The 16,850-nt window shown below is 73.7% G+C and carries 17 protein-coding genes; 13 read left to right on the top strand and 4 right to left on the bottom strand.

What is annotated here, in order from left to right:
• Nucleotides 1-49 precede the first annotated feature (49 nt).
• The gene (locus AC3RJ8_RS10540) at nt 50-2,131 is read left to right on the top strand and encodes an ATP-dependent DNA helicase (RefSeq protein ID WP_489712586.1); all 2,082 of its coding nucleotides are present in this window, start codon (nt 50-52) and stop codon (nt 2,129-2,131) included.
• The gene (locus tag AC3RJ8_RS10535) at nt 2,128-3,087 is read left to right on the top strand and encodes an L-lactate dehydrogenase (protein WP_489712585.1); all 960 of its coding nucleotides are present in this window, start codon (nt 2,128-2,130) and stop codon (nt 3,085-3,087) included. The genes AC3RJ8_RS10540 and AC3RJ8_RS10535 overlap by 4 nt, the downstream gene beginning before the upstream one ends.
• 27 nt (nt 3,088-3,114) lie before the next feature.
• Here AC3RJ8_RS10535 and lexA read toward each other — a convergent pair whose 3' ends face one another.
• Entirely contained in the window at nt 3,115-3,876 is a 762-nt protein-coding gene (gene lexA / locus AC3RJ8_RS10530; protein WP_489712584.1) for a transcriptional repressor LexA, read from the bottom strand.
• Between the two features lie 240 nt (nt 3,877-4,116).
• Between lexA and AC3RJ8_RS10525 the strand changes: the two genes are divergently transcribed.
• The 3 genes from AC3RJ8_RS10525 to AC3RJ8_RS10515 all read left to right on the top strand — a co-directional run bounded on the left by AC3RJ8_RS10525 (nt 4,117) and on the right by AC3RJ8_RS10515 (nt 5,353).
• Nucleotides 4,117-4,482: a LysM peptidoglycan-binding domain-containing protein gene (locus AC3RJ8_RS10525; RefSeq protein WP_489712583.1), complete on the top strand. Its 366-nt coding sequence runs from the start codon at nt 4,117-4,119 to the stop codon at nt 4,480-4,482.
• Nucleotides 4,483-4,562: 80 nt separating this feature from the next.
• Entirely contained in the window at nt 4,563-5,057 is a 495-nt protein-coding gene (nrdR, locus tag AC3RJ8_RS10520) for a transcriptional regulator NrdR (protein ID WP_489712582.1), read from the top strand.
• A 113-nt stretch (nt 5,058-5,170) separates the two neighbouring features.
• Nucleotides 5,171-5,353, top strand: a complete 183-nt coding sequence (locus AC3RJ8_RS10515; RefSeq protein ID WP_489712581.1) for a DUF5302 domain-containing protein — start codon at nt 5,171-5,173, stop codon at nt 5,351-5,353.
• 126 nt (nt 5,354-5,479) lie between these two features.
• Here AC3RJ8_RS10515 and serA read toward each other — a convergent pair whose 3' ends face one another.
• Nucleotides 5,480-6,718, bottom strand: coding sequence for a phosphoglycerate dehydrogenase (serA, locus tag AC3RJ8_RS10510; protein ID WP_489712580.1), 1,239 nt, complete (start codon nt 6,716-6,718; stop codon nt 5,480-5,482).
• Nucleotides 6,719-6,760: 42 nt separating this feature from the next.
• A complete protein-coding gene (locus AC3RJ8_RS10505; RefSeq protein ID WP_489712579.1) occupies nt 6,761-9,022 on the bottom strand; it encodes a HelD family protein in 2,262 nt (753 codons plus the stop codon).
• A 146-nt stretch (nt 9,023-9,168) separates the two neighbouring features.
• Between AC3RJ8_RS10505 and AC3RJ8_RS10500 the strand changes: the two genes are divergently transcribed.
• The 5 genes from AC3RJ8_RS10500 to AC3RJ8_RS10480 all read left to right on the top strand — a co-directional run bounded on the left by AC3RJ8_RS10500 (nt 9,169) and on the right by AC3RJ8_RS10480 (nt 13,488).
• The gene (locus tag AC3RJ8_RS10500; protein WP_489712578.1) at nt 9,169-10,488 is read left to right on the top strand and encodes a PP2C family protein-serine/threonine phosphatase; all 1,320 of its coding nucleotides are present in this window, start codon (nt 9,169-9,171) and stop codon (nt 10,486-10,488) included.
• Nucleotides 10,485-11,660, top strand: a complete 1,176-nt coding sequence (locus AC3RJ8_RS10495; protein ID WP_489712577.1) for a sensor histidine kinase — start codon at nt 10,485-10,487, stop codon at nt 11,658-11,660. The genes AC3RJ8_RS10500 and AC3RJ8_RS10495 overlap by 4 nt, the downstream gene beginning before the upstream one ends.
• Nucleotides 11,657-12,097 (top strand): response regulator, encoded by a 441-nt coding sequence (locus AC3RJ8_RS10490; RefSeq protein ID WP_407318222.1) that lies wholly within the window; start codon nt 11,657-11,659, stop codon nt 12,095-12,097. The genes AC3RJ8_RS10495 and AC3RJ8_RS10490 overlap by 4 nt, the downstream gene beginning before the upstream one ends.
• 85 nt (nt 12,098-12,182) lie before the next feature.
• Nucleotides 12,183-13,127, top strand: coding sequence for a PAC2 family protein (locus tag AC3RJ8_RS10485; RefSeq protein WP_489712576.1), 945 nt, complete (start codon nt 12,183-12,185; stop codon nt 13,125-13,127).
• A 157-nt stretch (nt 13,128-13,284) separates the two neighbouring features.
• Nucleotides 13,285-13,488, top strand: coding sequence for a cold-shock protein (locus AC3RJ8_RS10480; protein WP_106267998.1), 204 nt, complete (start codon nt 13,285-13,287; stop codon nt 13,486-13,488).
• A gap of 136 nt (nt 13,489-13,624) precedes the next feature.
• Here the strand turns inward: AC3RJ8_RS10480 and AC3RJ8_RS10475 are convergent, their stop codons facing one another.
• Entirely contained in the window at nt 13,625-14,443 is an 819-nt protein-coding gene (locus AC3RJ8_RS10475; RefSeq protein ID WP_489712575.1) for a spermidine synthase, read from the bottom strand.
• A gap of 181 nt (nt 14,444-14,624) precedes the next feature.
• On the opposite strand from AC3RJ8_RS10475, the gene AC3RJ8_RS10470 reads away from it, so the two are divergent.
• From AC3RJ8_RS10470 to AC3RJ8_RS10460, 3 genes are read left to right on the top strand one after another with little or no spacing between them, the layout of a single operon-like run.
• Complete coding sequence (locus AC3RJ8_RS10470; RefSeq protein ID WP_489712574.1) at nt 14,625-15,056, top strand: SAV_6107 family HEPN domain-containing protein; 432 nt, start codon at nt 14,625-14,627, stop codon at nt 15,054-15,056.
• Nucleotides 15,053-16,303, top strand: a complete 1,251-nt coding sequence (locus tag AC3RJ8_RS10465) for a DNA polymerase IV (RefSeq protein ID WP_489712573.1) — start codon at nt 15,053-15,055, stop codon at nt 16,301-16,303. The genes AC3RJ8_RS10470 and AC3RJ8_RS10465 overlap by 4 nt, the downstream gene beginning before the upstream one ends.
• A gap of 38 nt (nt 16,304-16,341) precedes the next feature.
• On the top strand, nt 16,342-16,782 hold the full coding sequence (locus tag AC3RJ8_RS10460; RefSeq protein WP_489712572.1) for a DUF3040 domain-containing protein: 441 nt from the start codon (nt 16,342-16,344) through the stop codon (nt 16,780-16,782).
• Nucleotides 16,783-16,850: the final 68 nt, after the last annotated feature.

Here is a 16,850-nt window from a genome sequence, read left to right as displayed (position 1 = left end):
AGGTGTGGACGAGGTCGGGGGCTCCGGCCTGCGCCCGTAGGATCGTCCGGTGAACTCGTCCGCCGCGTCCGCCGACCCTCCCGAGACCGTGCCCGAGGTCACCGAGCTGCTCGACCTCGCCGTCTCGTCGCTCGGCGGGTCGCGACGGGACGGGCAGGACCGGATGGCCCGGGCGGTGACCGAGGCGGTCGAGTCCGGCCGTCACCTCCTCGTGCAGGCCGGCACCGGCACGGGCAAGTCGCTCGGGTACCTGGTGCCCGCCGTCCGGCACGCCGTCGCGTCGGGGGAGCGGGTGGTGGTCTCCACGGCCACGCTCGCCCTCCAGCGCCAGGTGATCACCCGCGACCTGCCGCTGGTGGCCGAGGCCGTCGCGCCGCGGCTGCCGCGACCACCCCGTGTCGCCCTGCTCAAGGGCTGGCACAACTACCTGTGCCGTCACAAGGTCACCGGCGGCTACCCGGTGGACGGGGCGACGCTCTTCGACCTGCCGGCCGACCCCGGCCCGGGCGAGGGGTCCTCGGCCGAGCAGCACCCCACCGCGGCCGGCGGTGCCTCCGACGACGGCGCGCGGCTCGCCGACCACGTCCGCCGCCTGCACGCGTGGGCGCAGGAAACCACCACCGGCGACCGTGACGACCTCGTGCCGGGCGTGCCGGACCGGGCGTGGCGGCAGGTGTCCGTGACCTCGTTGGAGTGTCTGAACCAGCGCTGCCCGCTCATCGACGAGTGCTTCGGCGAGCAGGCCCGCAACACCGCCCGCGAGGCCGACGTCGTGGTGACGAACCACGCGATGCTCGGCATCGCGGCGTCCGGCAACCCGAACGTCCTGCCGGAGCACGGAGTGCTGGTGGTCGACGAGGCGCACGAGCTCGTCGACCGGATCACGGCGGCCGCCACGGTCGACCTGTCGGGCGGCAGCGTGGAGCACGCCGCCCGGCTGGTGCGTCGGCACGGAGGCATGCTGACCGACGACCTGGACGCAGCGGCGCAGGCGCTGGCCGGGCTGCTCGCCAGCGTCCCGGCGGAGCGATTCCCCCAGGGGCTCCCCGGCGAGCTGCGGACCGCGGTCGAAGCGGTCCGCGACGCCGCACGGTCGTTGCTCAGCGACCTCAAGCCGGAGAAGGGCGCCGAGCCCGATGCCGGTCTGAAGATGGCGCAGTCGGCGACCCAGCAGCTCTTCGAGGTCGCCGAACGCATGGCGGCCCAGGACACGGGCGACGACGTGCTGTGGTGCTCGCGGCCCCCGGCCGACGCGCCCTGGGGCGACGGCGTCGGGCGCCTGCACGCCGCCCCGCTCGCCGTGTCCGGGCTGATCAGCACCCAGCTCCTCGCGGAACGCACCGGGGTGCTGACGTCCGCGACGCTGGCCCTGGGCGGGACGTTCGACCCCGTGGCGCGGTCGCTGGGCATGGCGGCCTCCACGGGCGACGACGGTGCGTGGCGGGGCATGGACGCCGGCAGCCCGTTCGACTACCGCAAGCAGGGCATCTGCTACGTCGCCAAGCACCTGCCCGCCCCCGGTCGCGAGCCGACCACGGCGGCGCAGCTCGACGAGATCGCAGGTCTGATCGAGGCGGCCGGTGGGCGCACCCTCGGCCTGTTCTCCTCCCGTCGGGCCGCGAACGCCGCCGCGGAGGCGATGCGCGAGCGGTTGGACGTGCCGGTGCTCTGCCAGGGGGACGACCAGCTCCCCACGCTCGTGCAACGCTTCGCCGCCGAGCCGGAGACCTGCCTGTTCGGCACCCTCTCACTCTGGCAGGGTGTCGACGTCCCCGGCGACGCCTGCCGCCTCGTCATCATCGACCGGGTGCCCTTTCCCCGGCCGGACGACCCGGTGCGCTCGGCGCGGGCGCGGGCCGTCGAGGAGGCTGGCGGCAACGGCTTCATGCAGGTCGCCGCCACCCACGCCGCACTCCTGCTCGCGCAGGGTGCGGGACGCCTCATCCGGTCCGCGACGGACCGGGGCGTCGTGGCCGTGCTCGACCCGCGACTCGTCACCGCCCGCTACGGTTCGTTCCTCTCCCGGTCGATGCCCGACTTCTGGCGCACCACCGACGCCGACCTGGTGCGGTCCGCGCTGCGCCGGCTCCCCTCGCGCGAGGCAGGCGACAGCCCTAGCCTGGGCGCGTGACAGCACCTCGCAGCACGACCAAGCTCGCCGTCGTCGGTGCCGGGGCGGTGGGCGCCACGCTCGCGTTCACGGCGCTCGCGCGCGGCACCGCCCGGACCGTGGCTCTGATGGACGTGAACCGGGCCAAGGTCGAGGCCGAGGTGCTCGACCTGCAGCACGGCGGGATGTTCGTCCCGCAGGCGGAGGTGATCGGCTCCGACGACGTCGAGGTCTGCCGTGACGCCGACGTCGTGGTCGTCACGGCCGGGGCGAAGCAGCGGCCCGGCCAGTCCCGCCTGGACCTGGCGGAGGCGACCATCGCGCTGACCCGGTCGATCCTGCCGGGGCTGGTCGAGGTCGCCCCGGACGCGACGTACCTGCTCGTGACCAACCCCGTCGACGTGGTGACCTCGGCGGCGCAGCAGGTCTCCGGGCTCCCGCCGGAGCGGGTCTTCGGCTCCGGGACGGTCCTGGACTCGTCGCGGCTGCGCGCGGCGCTCGCGCAGCACTGCGGCGTGGCGACGGCGAACGTGCACGCCTACGTGGCCGGTGAGCACGGCGACTCCGAGATCGCGCTGTGGAGCTCGGCGCGGATCGCCGGGGTCCCGCTGCTGGAGTGGGAGCCGCTGCCGGGGCGCCCGCCCCTCGACGCCCGGGTGCGCCGGTCGATCGCCCGCGAGGTCGTCGAGTCCGCGTACCGAGTGATCGCCGGCAAGGGGGCCACCAACTACGCCGTCGGTCTGGCGGCCACGCGCATCGTGGAGGCCGTGCTCAACGACGAGCACCGCGTCATGCCCGTCTCGACACGGATCGACGGCTTCCACGGGATCGACGGCGTGTGCCTGTCGCTGCCCACCCTGGTCGACGCACGAGGGGCGACCACGGTCGTCGACACGCCGCTGTCCGACGAGGAGGTCGAGGGGCTGCGTGCGTCGGCCGCGAGCGTCCGTGCCGTGCAGCGGCGGTTCGGCCTCTGAGGGACGTCGACCTCGCCGCGGGTCCCGTCAGAGGCTGCGCAGCACGGCGACGACGCGGCCCAGCACCTGCGCCTCGTCCCCGACGATCGGGTCGTACGCCGGGTTCTGCGGCAGCAGCCAGGTGCGGCCGTCGGACTGCTTGAACGTCTTGACCGTCGCCTCGCCGTCGAGCATCGCGGCCACGATCTCACCCTGCTCCGCGACGTTCTGACGACGCACGACGACCCAGTCCCCGTCGCAGATCGCGGCGTCGATCATGGAGTCGCCGGCCACCTTCAGCAGGAACAGCTCGCCGTCGCCGACGAGCTGGCGCGGCAGCGGGAAGACGTCCTCGACGACCTGCTCGGCGAGGATCGGCCCGCCGGCCGCGATCCGGCCGACGAGCGGCACGTAGGAGGGCGCCGGCGTCCCGCCGTCGGTCCCGTCCACGGCCCGCAGGTCCGCCAGGACCGATGGGGTCGCGCTGGCCGACTCCGCCGCGGCCGTGCCGGGTTCCACGACCTCCATCGCGCGGGGTCGGTTCGGGTCGCGCCGCAGGTAGCCCTTGCGCTCGAGGGTGGTCAGCTGGTGCTTCACCGAGGACGGGCTCGCCAGCCCGACGGCCTCGCCGATCTCGCGCATGGTGGGCGGGTACCCGCGGGTCTCGACCGAGTCGCGGATGGTGTCCAGGACGCGGCGCTGGCGCGCGGTGAGCCGGTCCAGCCCGGGGGAGATCTCCGACACCGACGCGAGCTCGCCGCCGCGTGCACCGGTGCTGCCCTCACCGCTCGTCTCGCGTGTCGTCCTCATGCGTCTCTCCCGTCAGTACCGAACCCACCGCGCCGGACAAAAATCGGACAAACCTGCCGTCGATGGACCCAGCGTAGGTCAGATCGCCCCCGACATCAAACATTTGTTCGAGATTCTCTCGACGCGTGTCGGGGTGACGTGCTACCAATGGGTACAGGTGTTCGACGAACAGGTGTATGAAGCACAGGTGTTCGAAGCGGCCGACGGTCCGGGAGTGTCTCCGGCGGAGAGGGGTACGGCATGACAGCGCGCACAGCGGTTCCGGCAGTGTTCGACGAGGTGCGGGAGCTGGGCGACCTGCGGCTGACCGCGCGTGGCCGGCGCGTGCTCGTCGCGCTCGCGGTGCTCGTGCTGTCCGCCTGCCTGATGGCGTGGGGCGCAGCTGCGGTGGCGGACGCCCCGGGACGGGCCATGGAGGTGCAGCTGAGGACGGTCGCGCCGGGGGAGACGCTGTGGCAGTACGCCGAGTCCGTGGCAGAGCCCGGCGACGACCTGCGCGACGTCGTCGCGCAGCTGAAGGAGCTCAACGGCCTGCGCACCACGGCGTTGCAGGTCGGGCAGGTCGTGGTGCTTCCCGACGGTGGGGTCGGGCACGGTCGGACCTGATGTTGCACGGAGGTGGCACCGGCGCATACTTTCGTCGGGCCGCCGGGCACGGGCTCGGCCTCGACCGCAGGAGACTCCGGATGCACTGCCCGTTCTGCCGACACGCCGATTCCCGTGTCGTCGACTCGCGAACCGCCGACGACGGCTCGTCGATCCGGCGTCGCCGCCAGTGCCCCTCCTGCCAGCGACGGTTCACCACGATCGAGACGGCGAGCCTGTCGGTGGTGAAGCGCTCGGGCGTCACGGAACCGTTCAGCCGCGACAAGGTCGTGTCGGGCGTACGCAAGGCGTGCCAGGGGCGCCCGGTCAGTGCCGACGATCTCGCCCTGCTGGCGCAGCGGGTGGAGGAGACGCTGCGCGGGTCCGGCAGCGCGGAGATCGACGCCTACGAGATCGGGCTCGCCATCCTCGGCCCGCTGCGTGAGCTCGACGAGGTCGCGTACCTGCGGTTCGCCTCGGTCTACCAGGCGTTCGACTCGCTCGACGACTTCGACGCGGCCATCACCTCGCTGCGTGCCGAGCGCGCCGAACGAGAGGCGTCCTCCCGCTCGGACGGCGGCTCCGACGAGGGCTGACGGGGCGCTGACGGAGCGCTGACCGGGACGGGCGGGGTCGAGTCGTCGGTCTCCCGCGCGACGCTGCACGAATTCCCCTCGCCACGGAGCCCCGCGCGGGGCATGCTGGTCCCATGAGCGATGACAAGAGAGCGACCGCGCCGGGTGACGAGGCCAAGGCACGGTTCAAGGCGGCGCTTGAGAAGAAGAACGCCGCGCACCACCCGACCACGGAGTCCGGGCGGAACACCGGGTCGGTGCACGGCTCGGAGACCTCCGGACCTGTCCAGCCGATGTTCCGGCGGAAGTCCGGCTGACGCGAGCGACGTGACGTTCACGTCACGACGAAGGGCACGTCACGACGAAGGGCACGTCACGACGAAGGGGGCCGGCACCATCGTGGTGCCGGCCCCCTTCGTGGCGTCGTGATCGGCGTGCGCCGGTCAGCCGGCCGCCGGGCCGGGCGGGAACTCCGGGCGGTCGAAGGCGTCCCGGATCCGGAGCCGGACCGTGGTGTCCATCGCCATGAGCTTCTTGGACGCGCCGCGCTGGGTGACGTCCGAGATGTCCGTGACGACGTAGCCGAGGTCGCCGCGGGTAGCGAGCATCTGCGCCTCGATGTTGGCGCCATGGTCGGCGAAGACCTGGTTGACGGCGGCCAGGACGCCCGGGACGTTGCGGTGCAGCAGGGCGATGCGCCCGACGCCGGTGTGCTCCAGCTGCAGGTTGGGAAGGTTGACGGACAGCGTCGTCGACCCGGTCAGGAAGTAGTCGCGCAGCTTCTTCGCCACGAAGTAGCCGATCGACTCCTGGGCCTCCAGGGTCGATCCGCCGACGTGCGGGGTCAGCACGACGTTGTCGAGTCCGCGCAGCGGGGAGTCGAAGTGGTCGCCCCGCTTCTTCGGCTCGGCCGGGAAGACGTCGACGGCCGCCCCGGCGAGGTGGCCGGACAGGATGTGCTCGCGCAGCGACTCGAGGTCCACGACGAATCCGCGCGAAAGGTTGAGGAAGATGGCTCCGGGCTTCATCCGGGCGAACATGTCCCCGGTGAACATGCCGGCGTTGCCGGCACGGCCGTCGACGTGGATCGTCACGGCGTCGGCGACCTCGAGGAGCTCGTCCAGCGTCTCGACGCGGCGCGCGTTGCCCAGGGCCAGCTTCTCGGCGGCGTCGAAGAAGACGACCTTCATCCCCAGGTTCTCGGCGAGCACCGAGAGCTGCGAGCCGATGTTGCCGTAGCCGATGATGCCGAGCGTGCGGCCGCGCACCTCGTGGGAGCCGTCGGCGGTCTTGTCCCAGACGCCGTCGTGCAGCGCCTTGTCGCGCACCGTCAGGCGCCGGGTCAGGGCGATGATCTCCGCCACGGCGAGCTCGACGACGGAGCGGGTGTTGGAGAACGGTGCGTTGAACACCGCGACGCCGCGGGAGGCGGCCGCGTCGAGGTCGATCTGGTTCGTCCCGATGGAGAACGTGCCCACGGCCAGCAGGCCCGGGACGGACTCCAGGACGTGGCGGGTGACCTGGGTCTTGGAGCGGATGCCGAGGATCTGGAAGTCGGCGAGCGTCTCGATCAGCTCGGCCTCGTCGAGCGCGCCGGAGCGTGTCTCGACCTCGATCCCCGCATCACGGAGGATCTCGACGGCAGCAGGATGGACGTTCTCGAGGAGGAGGGCGCGCAGCACGGACCTATGGTGCGCCACCGCGCCCCGCCCCACAAACCCGTCTCACCCCTCGTGCACCAGACCGTCGGGCAGCTCGCGGGAGTGCACCACCACCAGGGCCTGCGTCGGCCGCGTCATGGCCACGTACAGGTCCCCCCACCGGCCGGGGCCGTCGGCGACGTCCGCCGGCTCGACGAGCACGACGGCGTCGTACTCCAGCCCCTTCGCCTCGCGCGGAGAAGTCACCACGACCTGGGCGTCCTCTGCGCGCTGCGCCTCGAGCCGCGAGGCCTCGGGCGGGCCGAGGGTGTCGGCGAGCGAGCCGCGCACCTGCTCGCGCAGCTTCGCGACGTCGTCCCCGGCGGCGATGATCGCCACGCGCCCGGAGCCGTCCGGGGCGACGTGCTCCTGGGCGAGGTCGGCCGCCCAGGTGGCCGCGCGGCCGAGGGGGTCGTCGGTGCGTTCGAGCCGCAGCGCGCCGGGGACGTCCCGCGCCGCCGTGAGCGGCGAGACGGGCAGGCCTGCCGCCGTGGCGACCCGTTGGGCGGCGTCCGCCACCGCCGCGGGCGTCCGGTAGCTGACCGTCAGCTCGCTGAGGCGCCAGCCGTCGCGCAGGACCGGGTCGAGGGCGTCGGGCCAGCACCCGGCGCCGGCCGCGGACGACGTCTGGGCGACGTCGCCGACGATGGTCAGGGAGCGGGTCGGCACGCGCCGCACGATCGCGTGCCACGCCATCGGGCTCAGCTCCTGCGCCTCGTCGACGACGACGTGCCCGTAGGTCCAGGAGCGGTCCGCCGCGGCTCGTTCGGCGGTCGTCAGCACCGGCCCGCTCGGCGCGAACCGGTCGGCGAGCGTCTGCGCGTCGACGAGCCCCCCGCCCGCGCCCGTGGACTCGAGCACCGACCGGGCGTACTCGACCTCGGCGGCACGCTGCGCCTCCGCGGCGCGGTGCTCCGCACGGGCCACGGAGTCGTCGACCCCGAGCAGCTCGGCCGCCTCGTCGAGGATCGGGACGTCGGACTCCGTCCACGCGGCGTCGGGCGAGCGCCGCAGGAGCCGCCGCTCGGCGGCGCTCAGCTCCGGCGCCGCCTCGGCGAGCCGGTGGGGCTTGGCCCACAGGTCGGCGACGAGCTTCTCGGGCGAGAGGGGGAACCAGGCGAGGTTCACGGCGACCCGCACGTCGCGCTCGCCGCGCAGGTCCCCCTGGAGCACCGCGACGTCGTGCTCGGACAGCTCGGAGTCGGTGCGCTCGCGGTACTGGTCGACCAGGCGTGCGAGGATCTCGCGCACGAACGTCGCCCGTGCCTCGTTGTGCGGCTTGTGCGTGCGCCGGGCCCGGGAGATCGCCTCGCGCACGTCCCGCCGCCGGATCGTCAGGTCGACGCCGTCGACCCGGACGGGGACGTCCTGGGCCGGCACCCGTTCGCGAGCCCGCACGGCACGCCGGACCGCCGTGCGCCACAGCAGCCGCCCCTTGATCTCGGCCACCGGGCCGTCGTCGACTCCGTCCGCGCGCACCCCCGGCAGCAGCTCGCCGACGGTCGTGGAGACGACGCCGGTCTCCCCGAGGGAGGGCAGGACCTGGTCGATGTAGCGCAGGAACGCGCGGCTGGGGCCGACGAGGAGCACCCCCGACCGTTCGAGGACCCGGCGGTGGGCGTAGAGCAGGTAGGCCGCACGGTGCAGCGCGACGGCGGTCTTGCCGGTGCCCGGCCCGCCCTGGACGACCAGGGCGCCGCCGAGGTCGTCACGCACGATCCGGTCCTGCTCGCCCTGGATGGTCGCGACGATGTCGGCCATCCGGCCGGTGCGCCGGGTGGCCAGGGAGGCGAGCAGGGCCCCCTCGCCGGAGAGGGAAGAGGCGTCGAGCCCGTCGGTCACGGCATCGAGGTCGAGCACCTCGTCCTCGACGCCGGTGACGGTCCGTGCCGAGGTGACCACGTGCCGCCGACGGCGCACACCGTCCGGGTGCATCGCCGTCGCCCGGTAGAACGCCTGGGCCGCGGGCGCCCGCCAGTCGGTGAGCAGCGTGCGGTGCTCGTCGTCCGTCAGGCCGAGACGACCGACGTAGCGGACCTCGCCGTCGTCGAGGTCCAGCCGCCCGAAGGCGAGCCGGTCCTCGACGGCGTCGAGCTGGGCGGCGCGGTCCGCGTAGAGGGTCGCGAAGGCGTCCCGTTCGCTGCGGTTCTGCGGCGACCCCGACGGCCCCACCCGCCGTACCTCGGCGAGCCGTTCGCGCGCGGTGGCGCGCAGCTCGTCGAGGCGGGCGTACAGCCTCGTGACGACCGCCTGCTCGCGTGCCAGCTCCTCGCGCCTGCCTGCCACGCGTCCTCCTGGTGCTCCTCGGATGTGCGGCCGACCATCATTCCACGAGTGCGCGGCCCGGCGCGCCGACCCGCACGGTCGGTCGGCGACGCGCCGGACCCCGGTGGCGATGACGCGGGCGGTGGCGACGGCATAGGATCGCGGTCATGATCAGCGGCGACGGGGGACGCGCCGGGTCCGGGGACGGTGAGTCGGCGGAGCCGGCGGTCGTGCTGCTCGTGGAGGACGACGACGGAGACGCCCTCCTCGTCACGGAGCTGCTCGCGGACGCCGAGGTCGAGATCGAGGTGCGCCGCGCGACGTCGGTCGCCGAGGCGGCCGAGGAGCTGGACCAGGGGCGCGTGGACTGCCTGGTCGTGGACCTGGGCCTGCCGGACGCCGTCGGCCTCGACGCGGTCGAGCAGCTGCGCCGTTCGACCGAGCGGCACCCCGTCCCGCCGGCCCTCGTCGTGCTGACGGGCCACGCCGGCATCGACCAGGGCGTCCGGGCCGTGGCCGCGGGCGCCGACGACTACCTCGTCAAGGGCGAGACGGGTGCCGACCTGCTCGGGCGGTCCTTGCGCTACGCGCTCCAGCGCCGCCGGTCGGCCGCCCAGCAGCGGGCGCTGTACCGCAGCGAGGTGCGGGCGGCCGAGACCGCACGGCTGGAGCGTGCGCTGCTGCCCAAGCCGCTCGTCGAGGACACGACGGTCTCGGTGATGGTCGGTTATCTCCCCGGGGGCAACGGGCTGCTCGGCGGCGACTTCTTCGACTCCGTCGAGACGGCCGACGGCACGGTGCTGTCCATGATCGGGGACGTGGCCGGCCACGGACCGGACGAGGCGGCCCTGGGCGCGACGCTGCGCACCGCCTGGCGCACGCTCGTCCTGACGGGGACCCCGCCCGCCGACGTGCTCGGCCACCTCGAGCGCGTCCTGGTGACCGAGCGACCCCGCCCGGAGACGTTCGTGACCCTGTGCCAGGTGGCTGTCGCTGCTGACCGACGCGGTGTCGACGTCTACCTGGCGGGCCACCCGGCGCCGATGCTCCTGACGGGTCCGGTCGGCGACGTCCGGTGCGACGACGTCGTGCCGACGGCCCGCGGACGGGCGCTCGGCGTCCCGGTGGACGGCGGCTGGACGCCGCAGCGCGTGGAGGTCGACGGTCCGTTCGCGGTGCTGATGTACACCGACGGGCTGGTGGAGGCCTCCGTCGCGGAGGGAGCGGGGTCGCCGCCGCAGGAGAGAGGTCGGCGAGGTGCCCGCCGGGTCGGGGTGGACGGGCTGCGCGACCTCGTGCAGCAGGAGCTCGACGAGTCGGGCTTCGTCGGTGTGGTGGAACGAGTACTGCGCCGGGTCCGGGCGGTGCACGGCGGCCCGCTCGTCGACGACGCCGCCGTGCTCGTCGTCGGATGGACGGGTGCGGACGAGGTGGTCGGGGAGCGGTCCTCCACCCTCGCCGACTCGGCGGAGTGGGCGCGCCCGTGAACGCGGCGCCGTCGGTGCTGCACGGCCTGCGTCGCCTGCTGCGGGGCGCCGGCCTGGTGCTGCTGCTGGTTCTCGTGGTGGCGTTCGTCGCGATCCTGGTGTCGTTGCGGCTGCTGACCACCGAGGCGGACCCGGAGGCCATCGAGCTCGCCCGCCGCTGGAACGAGGTGGTGCTGGTCGTCGTGGGCGTGCTCGGCGTCGTCGCGGTGGTGCTCGGCTGGATGGTCTGGCAGGCGCTCCAGCGCGGCGTGACGGCGCCGCTCGGGACCCTCGCGGCCGAGGTGCGCAAGGCCAGCACGGGGGAGCACTCTCACGAGATCCCCCGGGTCGGCACCGGCGAGGTCGCCGCGCTGAGCCGCGACGTCGAGGACATGCGCCGCGAGCTGGTCCAGCAGGTGGCCGAGGCGCTGGCGGCGCACGCCGAGGCCGAGGACGCGCAGGCGCGGCTTCAGGAACAGGCCCAGGAGCTCGAGCGCTCGAACCGCGACCTGGAGCAGTTCGCCTACGTCGCCTCGCACGACCTGCAGGAACCGCTGCGCAAGGTCGCCAGCTTCACGCAACTGCTGCAGAAGCGCTACGGGGACCAGCTCGACGAACGAGCCGACCAGTACATCGCCTTCGCCGTGGACGGGGCGCACCGCATGCAGCGCCTCATCCAGGACCTGCTGAGCTTCTCCCGCGTGGGCAGGTCCGGGGCGCCCCCGGAGGACGTCGACCTCGAGGTGCTGATGGACCAGGTGCTCGCGGACCTCTCGGAGCGTATCGAGGAGCATGCCGCCGAGGTCACCCATGACCCGCTGCCGGTCGTCCGCGGGGAGCGGGGGCTGCTCCAGCTGCTGCTGCGCAACGTCGTCGGCAACGCCTTGAAGTTCCGGCACCCCGACCGCCCCCCACGGGTGCACGTCTCGGCGGCGCCGGCCGCCGACGGCACCGGGTGGGAGCTGTCCTGCCGTGACAACGGCATCGGCATCGACCCGCAGTACGCCGAGCGGGTCTTCGTCATCTTCCAGCGCCTGCACCCCAAGGAGGTGTACAGCGGCACCGGGATCGGCCTCGCCCTCGTCAAGAGGGTCGTGGAGCACCACGGCGGCCGGGTGTGGATCGACACCGGCGCCACGCAGGGCACCACGATCCGCTGGACGCTCCCGGGTCCGCATAGGGTGGCGGGATGACGGAGCAGCAGGTCGGTATCGAGGTCCTCCTCGTCGAGGACGACCCGGGTGACGTCCTCATGACGCGCGAGGCGTTCGCTGAGCACAAGGTCGCGAACCGGTTGTCGGTGGTGTCCGACGGCGTGAGCGCGATGGAGTTCCTGCGTCGCGAGGGCGACCACGCCGACGCACCCCGTCCGGACCTCGTCCTGCTCGACCTGAACCTGCCTCGCATGGACGGCCGTGAGGTGCTCGCCCTCGTCAAGGAGGACCCGGTCCTCAAGCACATCCCGGTGGTCGTGCTCACCACGTCCGAGGCCGAGGAGGACGTGCTGCGCTCGTACACGCTGCACGCCAACGCCTACGTGACCAAGCCCGTGGACTTCGAGCGGTTCATCGACGTCGTGCAGCAGATCGACGAGTTCTTCGTCTCGGTGGTCCGGCTGCCGCGTCACTGACCTCGCGGGAAGATCCGACGGCACCGTCGGGTTGACCCTCATGAGTGGCGCTGCTGCGTCACCGTGGTCGAGAGGAGGAGGCGCGGTGCTGGACCCGCAGGGGATCTACGAGGTCGACGACCAGGCGTTCGCACGGACGCTGGGCGACGGCACGTCCACGGCGTCCGCAGGGACGTCCCAGACCGGACCGGTGCTCGTCCACGCGCTGCGCGGGTTCGTCGACGCGGGGGCGGCGGGCGAGGTGGCCGTCGAGCACCTCCTGGAGCGCTTCGCGGTCACCCGTCTGGTCACGTTCGACGTCGACCGGCTCGTCGACTACCGCTCGCGACGGCCGCCGATGACGTTCGACGCCGACCGCTGGACCGAGTACGACGAGCCGTCGCTCGTCGTGGACCACCTCACCGACGACGAGGGCGCGGGGTTCCTGCTGCTGCACGGTGTCGAGCCCGACCTGCAGTGGGAGCGTGTCGCGGCCGCCGTGCGTGAGCTCGTGGAGCGTTTCGACGTGTCCCTGACCGTCGGCGTCCACGGCATCCCGATGGGGGTGCCGCACACCCGTCCGCTGTCGTTGACGGCGCACGGCACGCGCGAGGGCCTCGTCGAGGACTACACGTCGTTCTTCGGCCGGGTGCGCGTGCCCGGTTCGCTCGGCGCGCTCCTGGAGCTGCGGCTCGGGCAGACCGAGCACGACGCGCTGGGCGTCACCGTGCACGTACCGCACTACCTCGCGCAGTCGAGGTACGTGCCGGCCGCCGTGGTCGCGCTGCAGCACGTGGAGAAGGCGACGGGCCTCGCGCTCGGCACCGACGGGCTGGCGGAGGCCGCCGCCGAGGCACAGGTGGAGGTCGCCGAGCTGGTGGCCCAGAACGACGAGGTGGCTGCCGTCGTGCACCAGCTCGAAGAGCAGTACGACGCCTTCACGCGATCGGTCGGCCGGACGAACCTGCTCGCGGAGGATGCGGCGCTGCCGACGGCCGACGAGCTGGGTGCGGAGTTCGAGCGGTTCCTGGCCCAGCGCGACGAGGGCTGACGTCCGCCCACGTCCTCCGTGCAGATCGGAGTGGTCCGTGCCACACTGACGGGCGTCGCACCTGCTCACCGGCGTACGGGCCGGCACCCCGGGCAGGGGTGGCGGCGGGTGCCCGTCCGGTGCACCCGTGCATCGGACGGAAGGTCGAAGGATCAGCATGGCGCAGGGTTCTGTGAAGTGGTTCAACTCCGAGAAGGGCTACGGGTTCATCGCCCAGGACGGCGGCGGGGCCGACGTCTTCGTCCACTACTCGGCGATCCAGACGCAGGGGTACCGCACGCTCGACGAGGCCCAGCGGGTGGAGTTCGAGATCACGCAGGGGCCGAAGGGCCCGCAGGCGGAGCAGGTCGTCCCGCTCTGACCGCTGGACGTCCCGCGAGGGCCGCCGCCCCGGACCGGGGCGGCGGCCCTCGCGGCGTCCGGGCCTCGACGGCGCGGGCCAGCCGCTGCCGCGTCGGCCGCGGCCCGCCGCCTGCACGGCCCCGGCGCGGGCGTCGTCAGGAAGACAGGTGGGCGAACCGGGTGACCTCGTCGGCGACGAGCAGCCGTGCGGGGACGGGCAGGCTGCGCAGGTCGCGGGCGAGGCCTGCGTCGCGCAGGTCGACGACGGCCGGGTCGCCCGTGCGGCCGGCGGGGTCGTCGGTGGGAGCGCGGACGGCCGCCAGCACCACGTTGCCGTACCGGCGGCCCTTGAGGACGGCGGGCTCGGCGACGAGGCCGAGTCGGCCGGTGCGGGCGCTCTCCGTCCCGAAGGCGTCGGCGAGAGCCGCCGTCTCCCGGCGGGCCAGGTGCAGCGGCGGCCGGTCGGCGCAGTTGGCGAGCAGCACCCCGCCCGGACGTAGCACGCGGTGGGCGGCAGCGGCGAACTCCGCTCCCACGAGGTGGTCGGGTGTCCGGTCGCCGTCGAACACGTCGCGGACGACGACGTCGAAGGACGCCGCCGGGAGCCCGGCGAGCGCGTGGCCGGCGTCCTCGGCCCGCAGCCGCAGGCGGGGTGACCGGGGCAGGTCGAACCAGTCGCGCACGAGGGTCAGGAGGCGCGCGTCGATGTCGACGCCGAGCTGCCGAGACCCCGGGCGGGCGTGCTCCACCTGGCGCGGCAGCGCGCAGCCCGCGGCGCCCAGGTGGAGCGCGCGCACCGGCCCGGGCGGCAGCAGGTCGATCACCGCGGCCATCTGCTGGAGGTACTCGAAGGCGAGGAAACCGGGGTCCGCGAGGTCCAGGCAGGAGCTCGGCACGCCGTTGACGTGCAGGGTCATCCGTGCCGGATGGTCGGGGTCCTGCTCGACGTGCGCCGTGCCGGTGTCTATCGGCACCGGTGCGGTGGGGACTGTCGGTGCCGCGCGGGACGATCGGTCCGGACGGGGACGGGAGCGTCTGGCCATGAGGACAGTCTCTCGCGCCCGCCAGGACAGACGGGCGAGGCCTTGACATGATCGAACAGGCGTTCGAAGATGCTGTCGAGGGATGGTCCCCGGCAGGGTCAGGAGGTGCACGATGACCGCACGAGGTGGTGTCCCGGTGTCCCGCCGCGTGGACGACCTGCTGGCGCGGGCGGACGCGGAGCTCGCGGCGGCGGTGCTGGCCGCCGACCCGGGGGAGCGGTTCGTCCATGCGCACCTCGCTGCGCTGCGTTCGGCGGCGGCGGTCGTGGCGCTCCACGGCGACGCCCCGCGCGGTCGCGCGCGGGCGGTGTGGGAGCTGCTGACCCGGGTCGAGCCGGAGCTGGCCGCCTGGAGCGTGTACTTCGCCTCGGGGGCGCGGCTGCGTGCGGCGGTGGACGCGGGCTTCGGCGACGACGTCCCCCCGGCCCGTGCGGACGAGCTGCTGGCGTGCGCGGAGGACTTCCGCGACGAGGTCGGTCTGCGGGTGGACCCGGGTGCCGGCTTCGCGCTGTCCGGCCGGGGCGCCGCGACGGCGGCGTCGTGAGCCGCGGGCCGCGGTCGACGGCCGTACGCCGCGACTGGGGGCACGACGAGGACGGAGCGTCCGTCCTGCACGTCGACATGGACGCGTTCTTCGCCTCGGTGGAGCTGGCGCGTCGTCCCGAGCTGCGAGGCCGGCCGGTGATCGTCGGCGGTCGGGAACGAGGGGTGGTGCTGGCGGCCACCTACGAGGCGCGCGCCTACGGCGTCCGGTCGGCGATGTCGATGACCCATGCACTGCGGCGCTGCCCGCAGGCGATCGTCGTGCCGCCCGACCATCGCCTCTACCGGGACGTGTCGCGGTCGGTCATGGCGATCCTGGGCGACGTGACGGCGGTCGTCGAGCAGGTGTCGGTCGACGAGGCCTTCCTCGACGTGGCGGGCGCCCGGCGCAGGCTCGGGCTGCCGACGCGGATCGGGGCGGCGCTGCGTGAACGGGTCCGCGCCGAGCACGGCATCACCTGCTCCGTCGGCGTGGGGCGGAACAAGCTGGTGGCCAAGCTGGCGTCGACGCACGCCAAGCCGGACGGGATGCTGCTCGTGCCGGCCGCGGCGACGGAGGAGTTCCTGCGTGCCCTGCCGGTCGGTGCGCTGTGGGGCGTCGGGGACAAGACGGAGCAGGTGCTCGCACGGTGGGGGATCACGACCGTGGCGGAGCTCGCCGACACCGACCTGGACGTCCTGCAGGCAGCGGTCGGGAGGGTCAGCGGCGCGCACCTGCACGATCTCGCGTGGGGGAGAGACCCGCGCCCGGTGGTGGCGGGGCGTGCCGAGCGCAGCATCGGCGCGGAGTCGACCTTCGGGCAGGACGTGCGCGACCTCGACGAGGTGGCTCGCCGGTTGCGGGAGCTCTGCGACCGGGTGGCCGGCCGGCTGCGGCACCAGGGCGTCGTCGCCCGCACGGTCGCGCTGAAGGTCCGCACCAGCGACTTCCGCACCATGTCTCGGTCGCGCACGCTGGAGGTGCCGACCGACGTGGCGCAGGAGCTCTACGCCGTCGCGCGCGAGCTGCTCGTCGCGGTCGACCTGCAGGGCCTGCCGGTGCGGCTCGTCGGGGTCCGGGGGGAGAACCTCCGGGACCGTGCCCGGACCAGCTTGCAGCCCACGCTCTTCGAGGAGGAGGAGACGCCCGGGGGGTCCCGCCGCGACGCGGAGCTCGCGGTGGACGCCGTCCGGGAGAGGTTCGGCTCGGCGGTGATCGCGCTGGGCGCCCCGTCGACTACCGTCCGGGGCTCAGCAGGCATATCCTAGGGGCAGGCCACGAAACTACAGCGAGATCGGGGGGCCCGATGCCTCTGTCCGAGTACGAGCAGCGCGTGCTGGAGCAGATGGAGCGCGCGCTGGAGAGCGACGACCCCCGGCTGGCCACGACGCTTCAGCGGTCCAGCCGACGTTCCCCGCTGCGCTACGTCCTCGCCGGGCTGTGCGTGGTGCTGGGACTGGTGCTCCTGGTCATCGGCGTGGCGTCCTCGCTGACGCTGCTCGGTGTCGCGGGATTCGTCCTGATGTTCGCGGGCGTGGTCTACGCTTTCTCGGCTCCGCGCAAGCAGGGCCCCCAGGGTGTCGTCGACGCCGACGGCACGGTCCACCCGCCGACCGGTTCCGGGAAGGCCTCCGCCGGTGGCCGGCGGTCGGGGTCGACGTCCGCCAAGGGACCGTCCGCCAAGGGGCCAGGGCTCCTGGCGCGGCTCGAGGAGCGGTGGGACCGACGACGCGAGCAGGGTCGCTGACGGCGCTCGACCCACGCCCGCACACCCGCATCCACACACGACGTCTCCCGGACCGCCCCCCCGGGGGC

This window comes from Isoptericola sp. MSGPD8_1_ISO-PGPR-S23-394, from assembly GCF_058072785.1.
The sequence above is the reverse complement of the archived record's forward strand: the minus strand, read 5'-3'. Positions and strand labels throughout refer to the sequence as shown.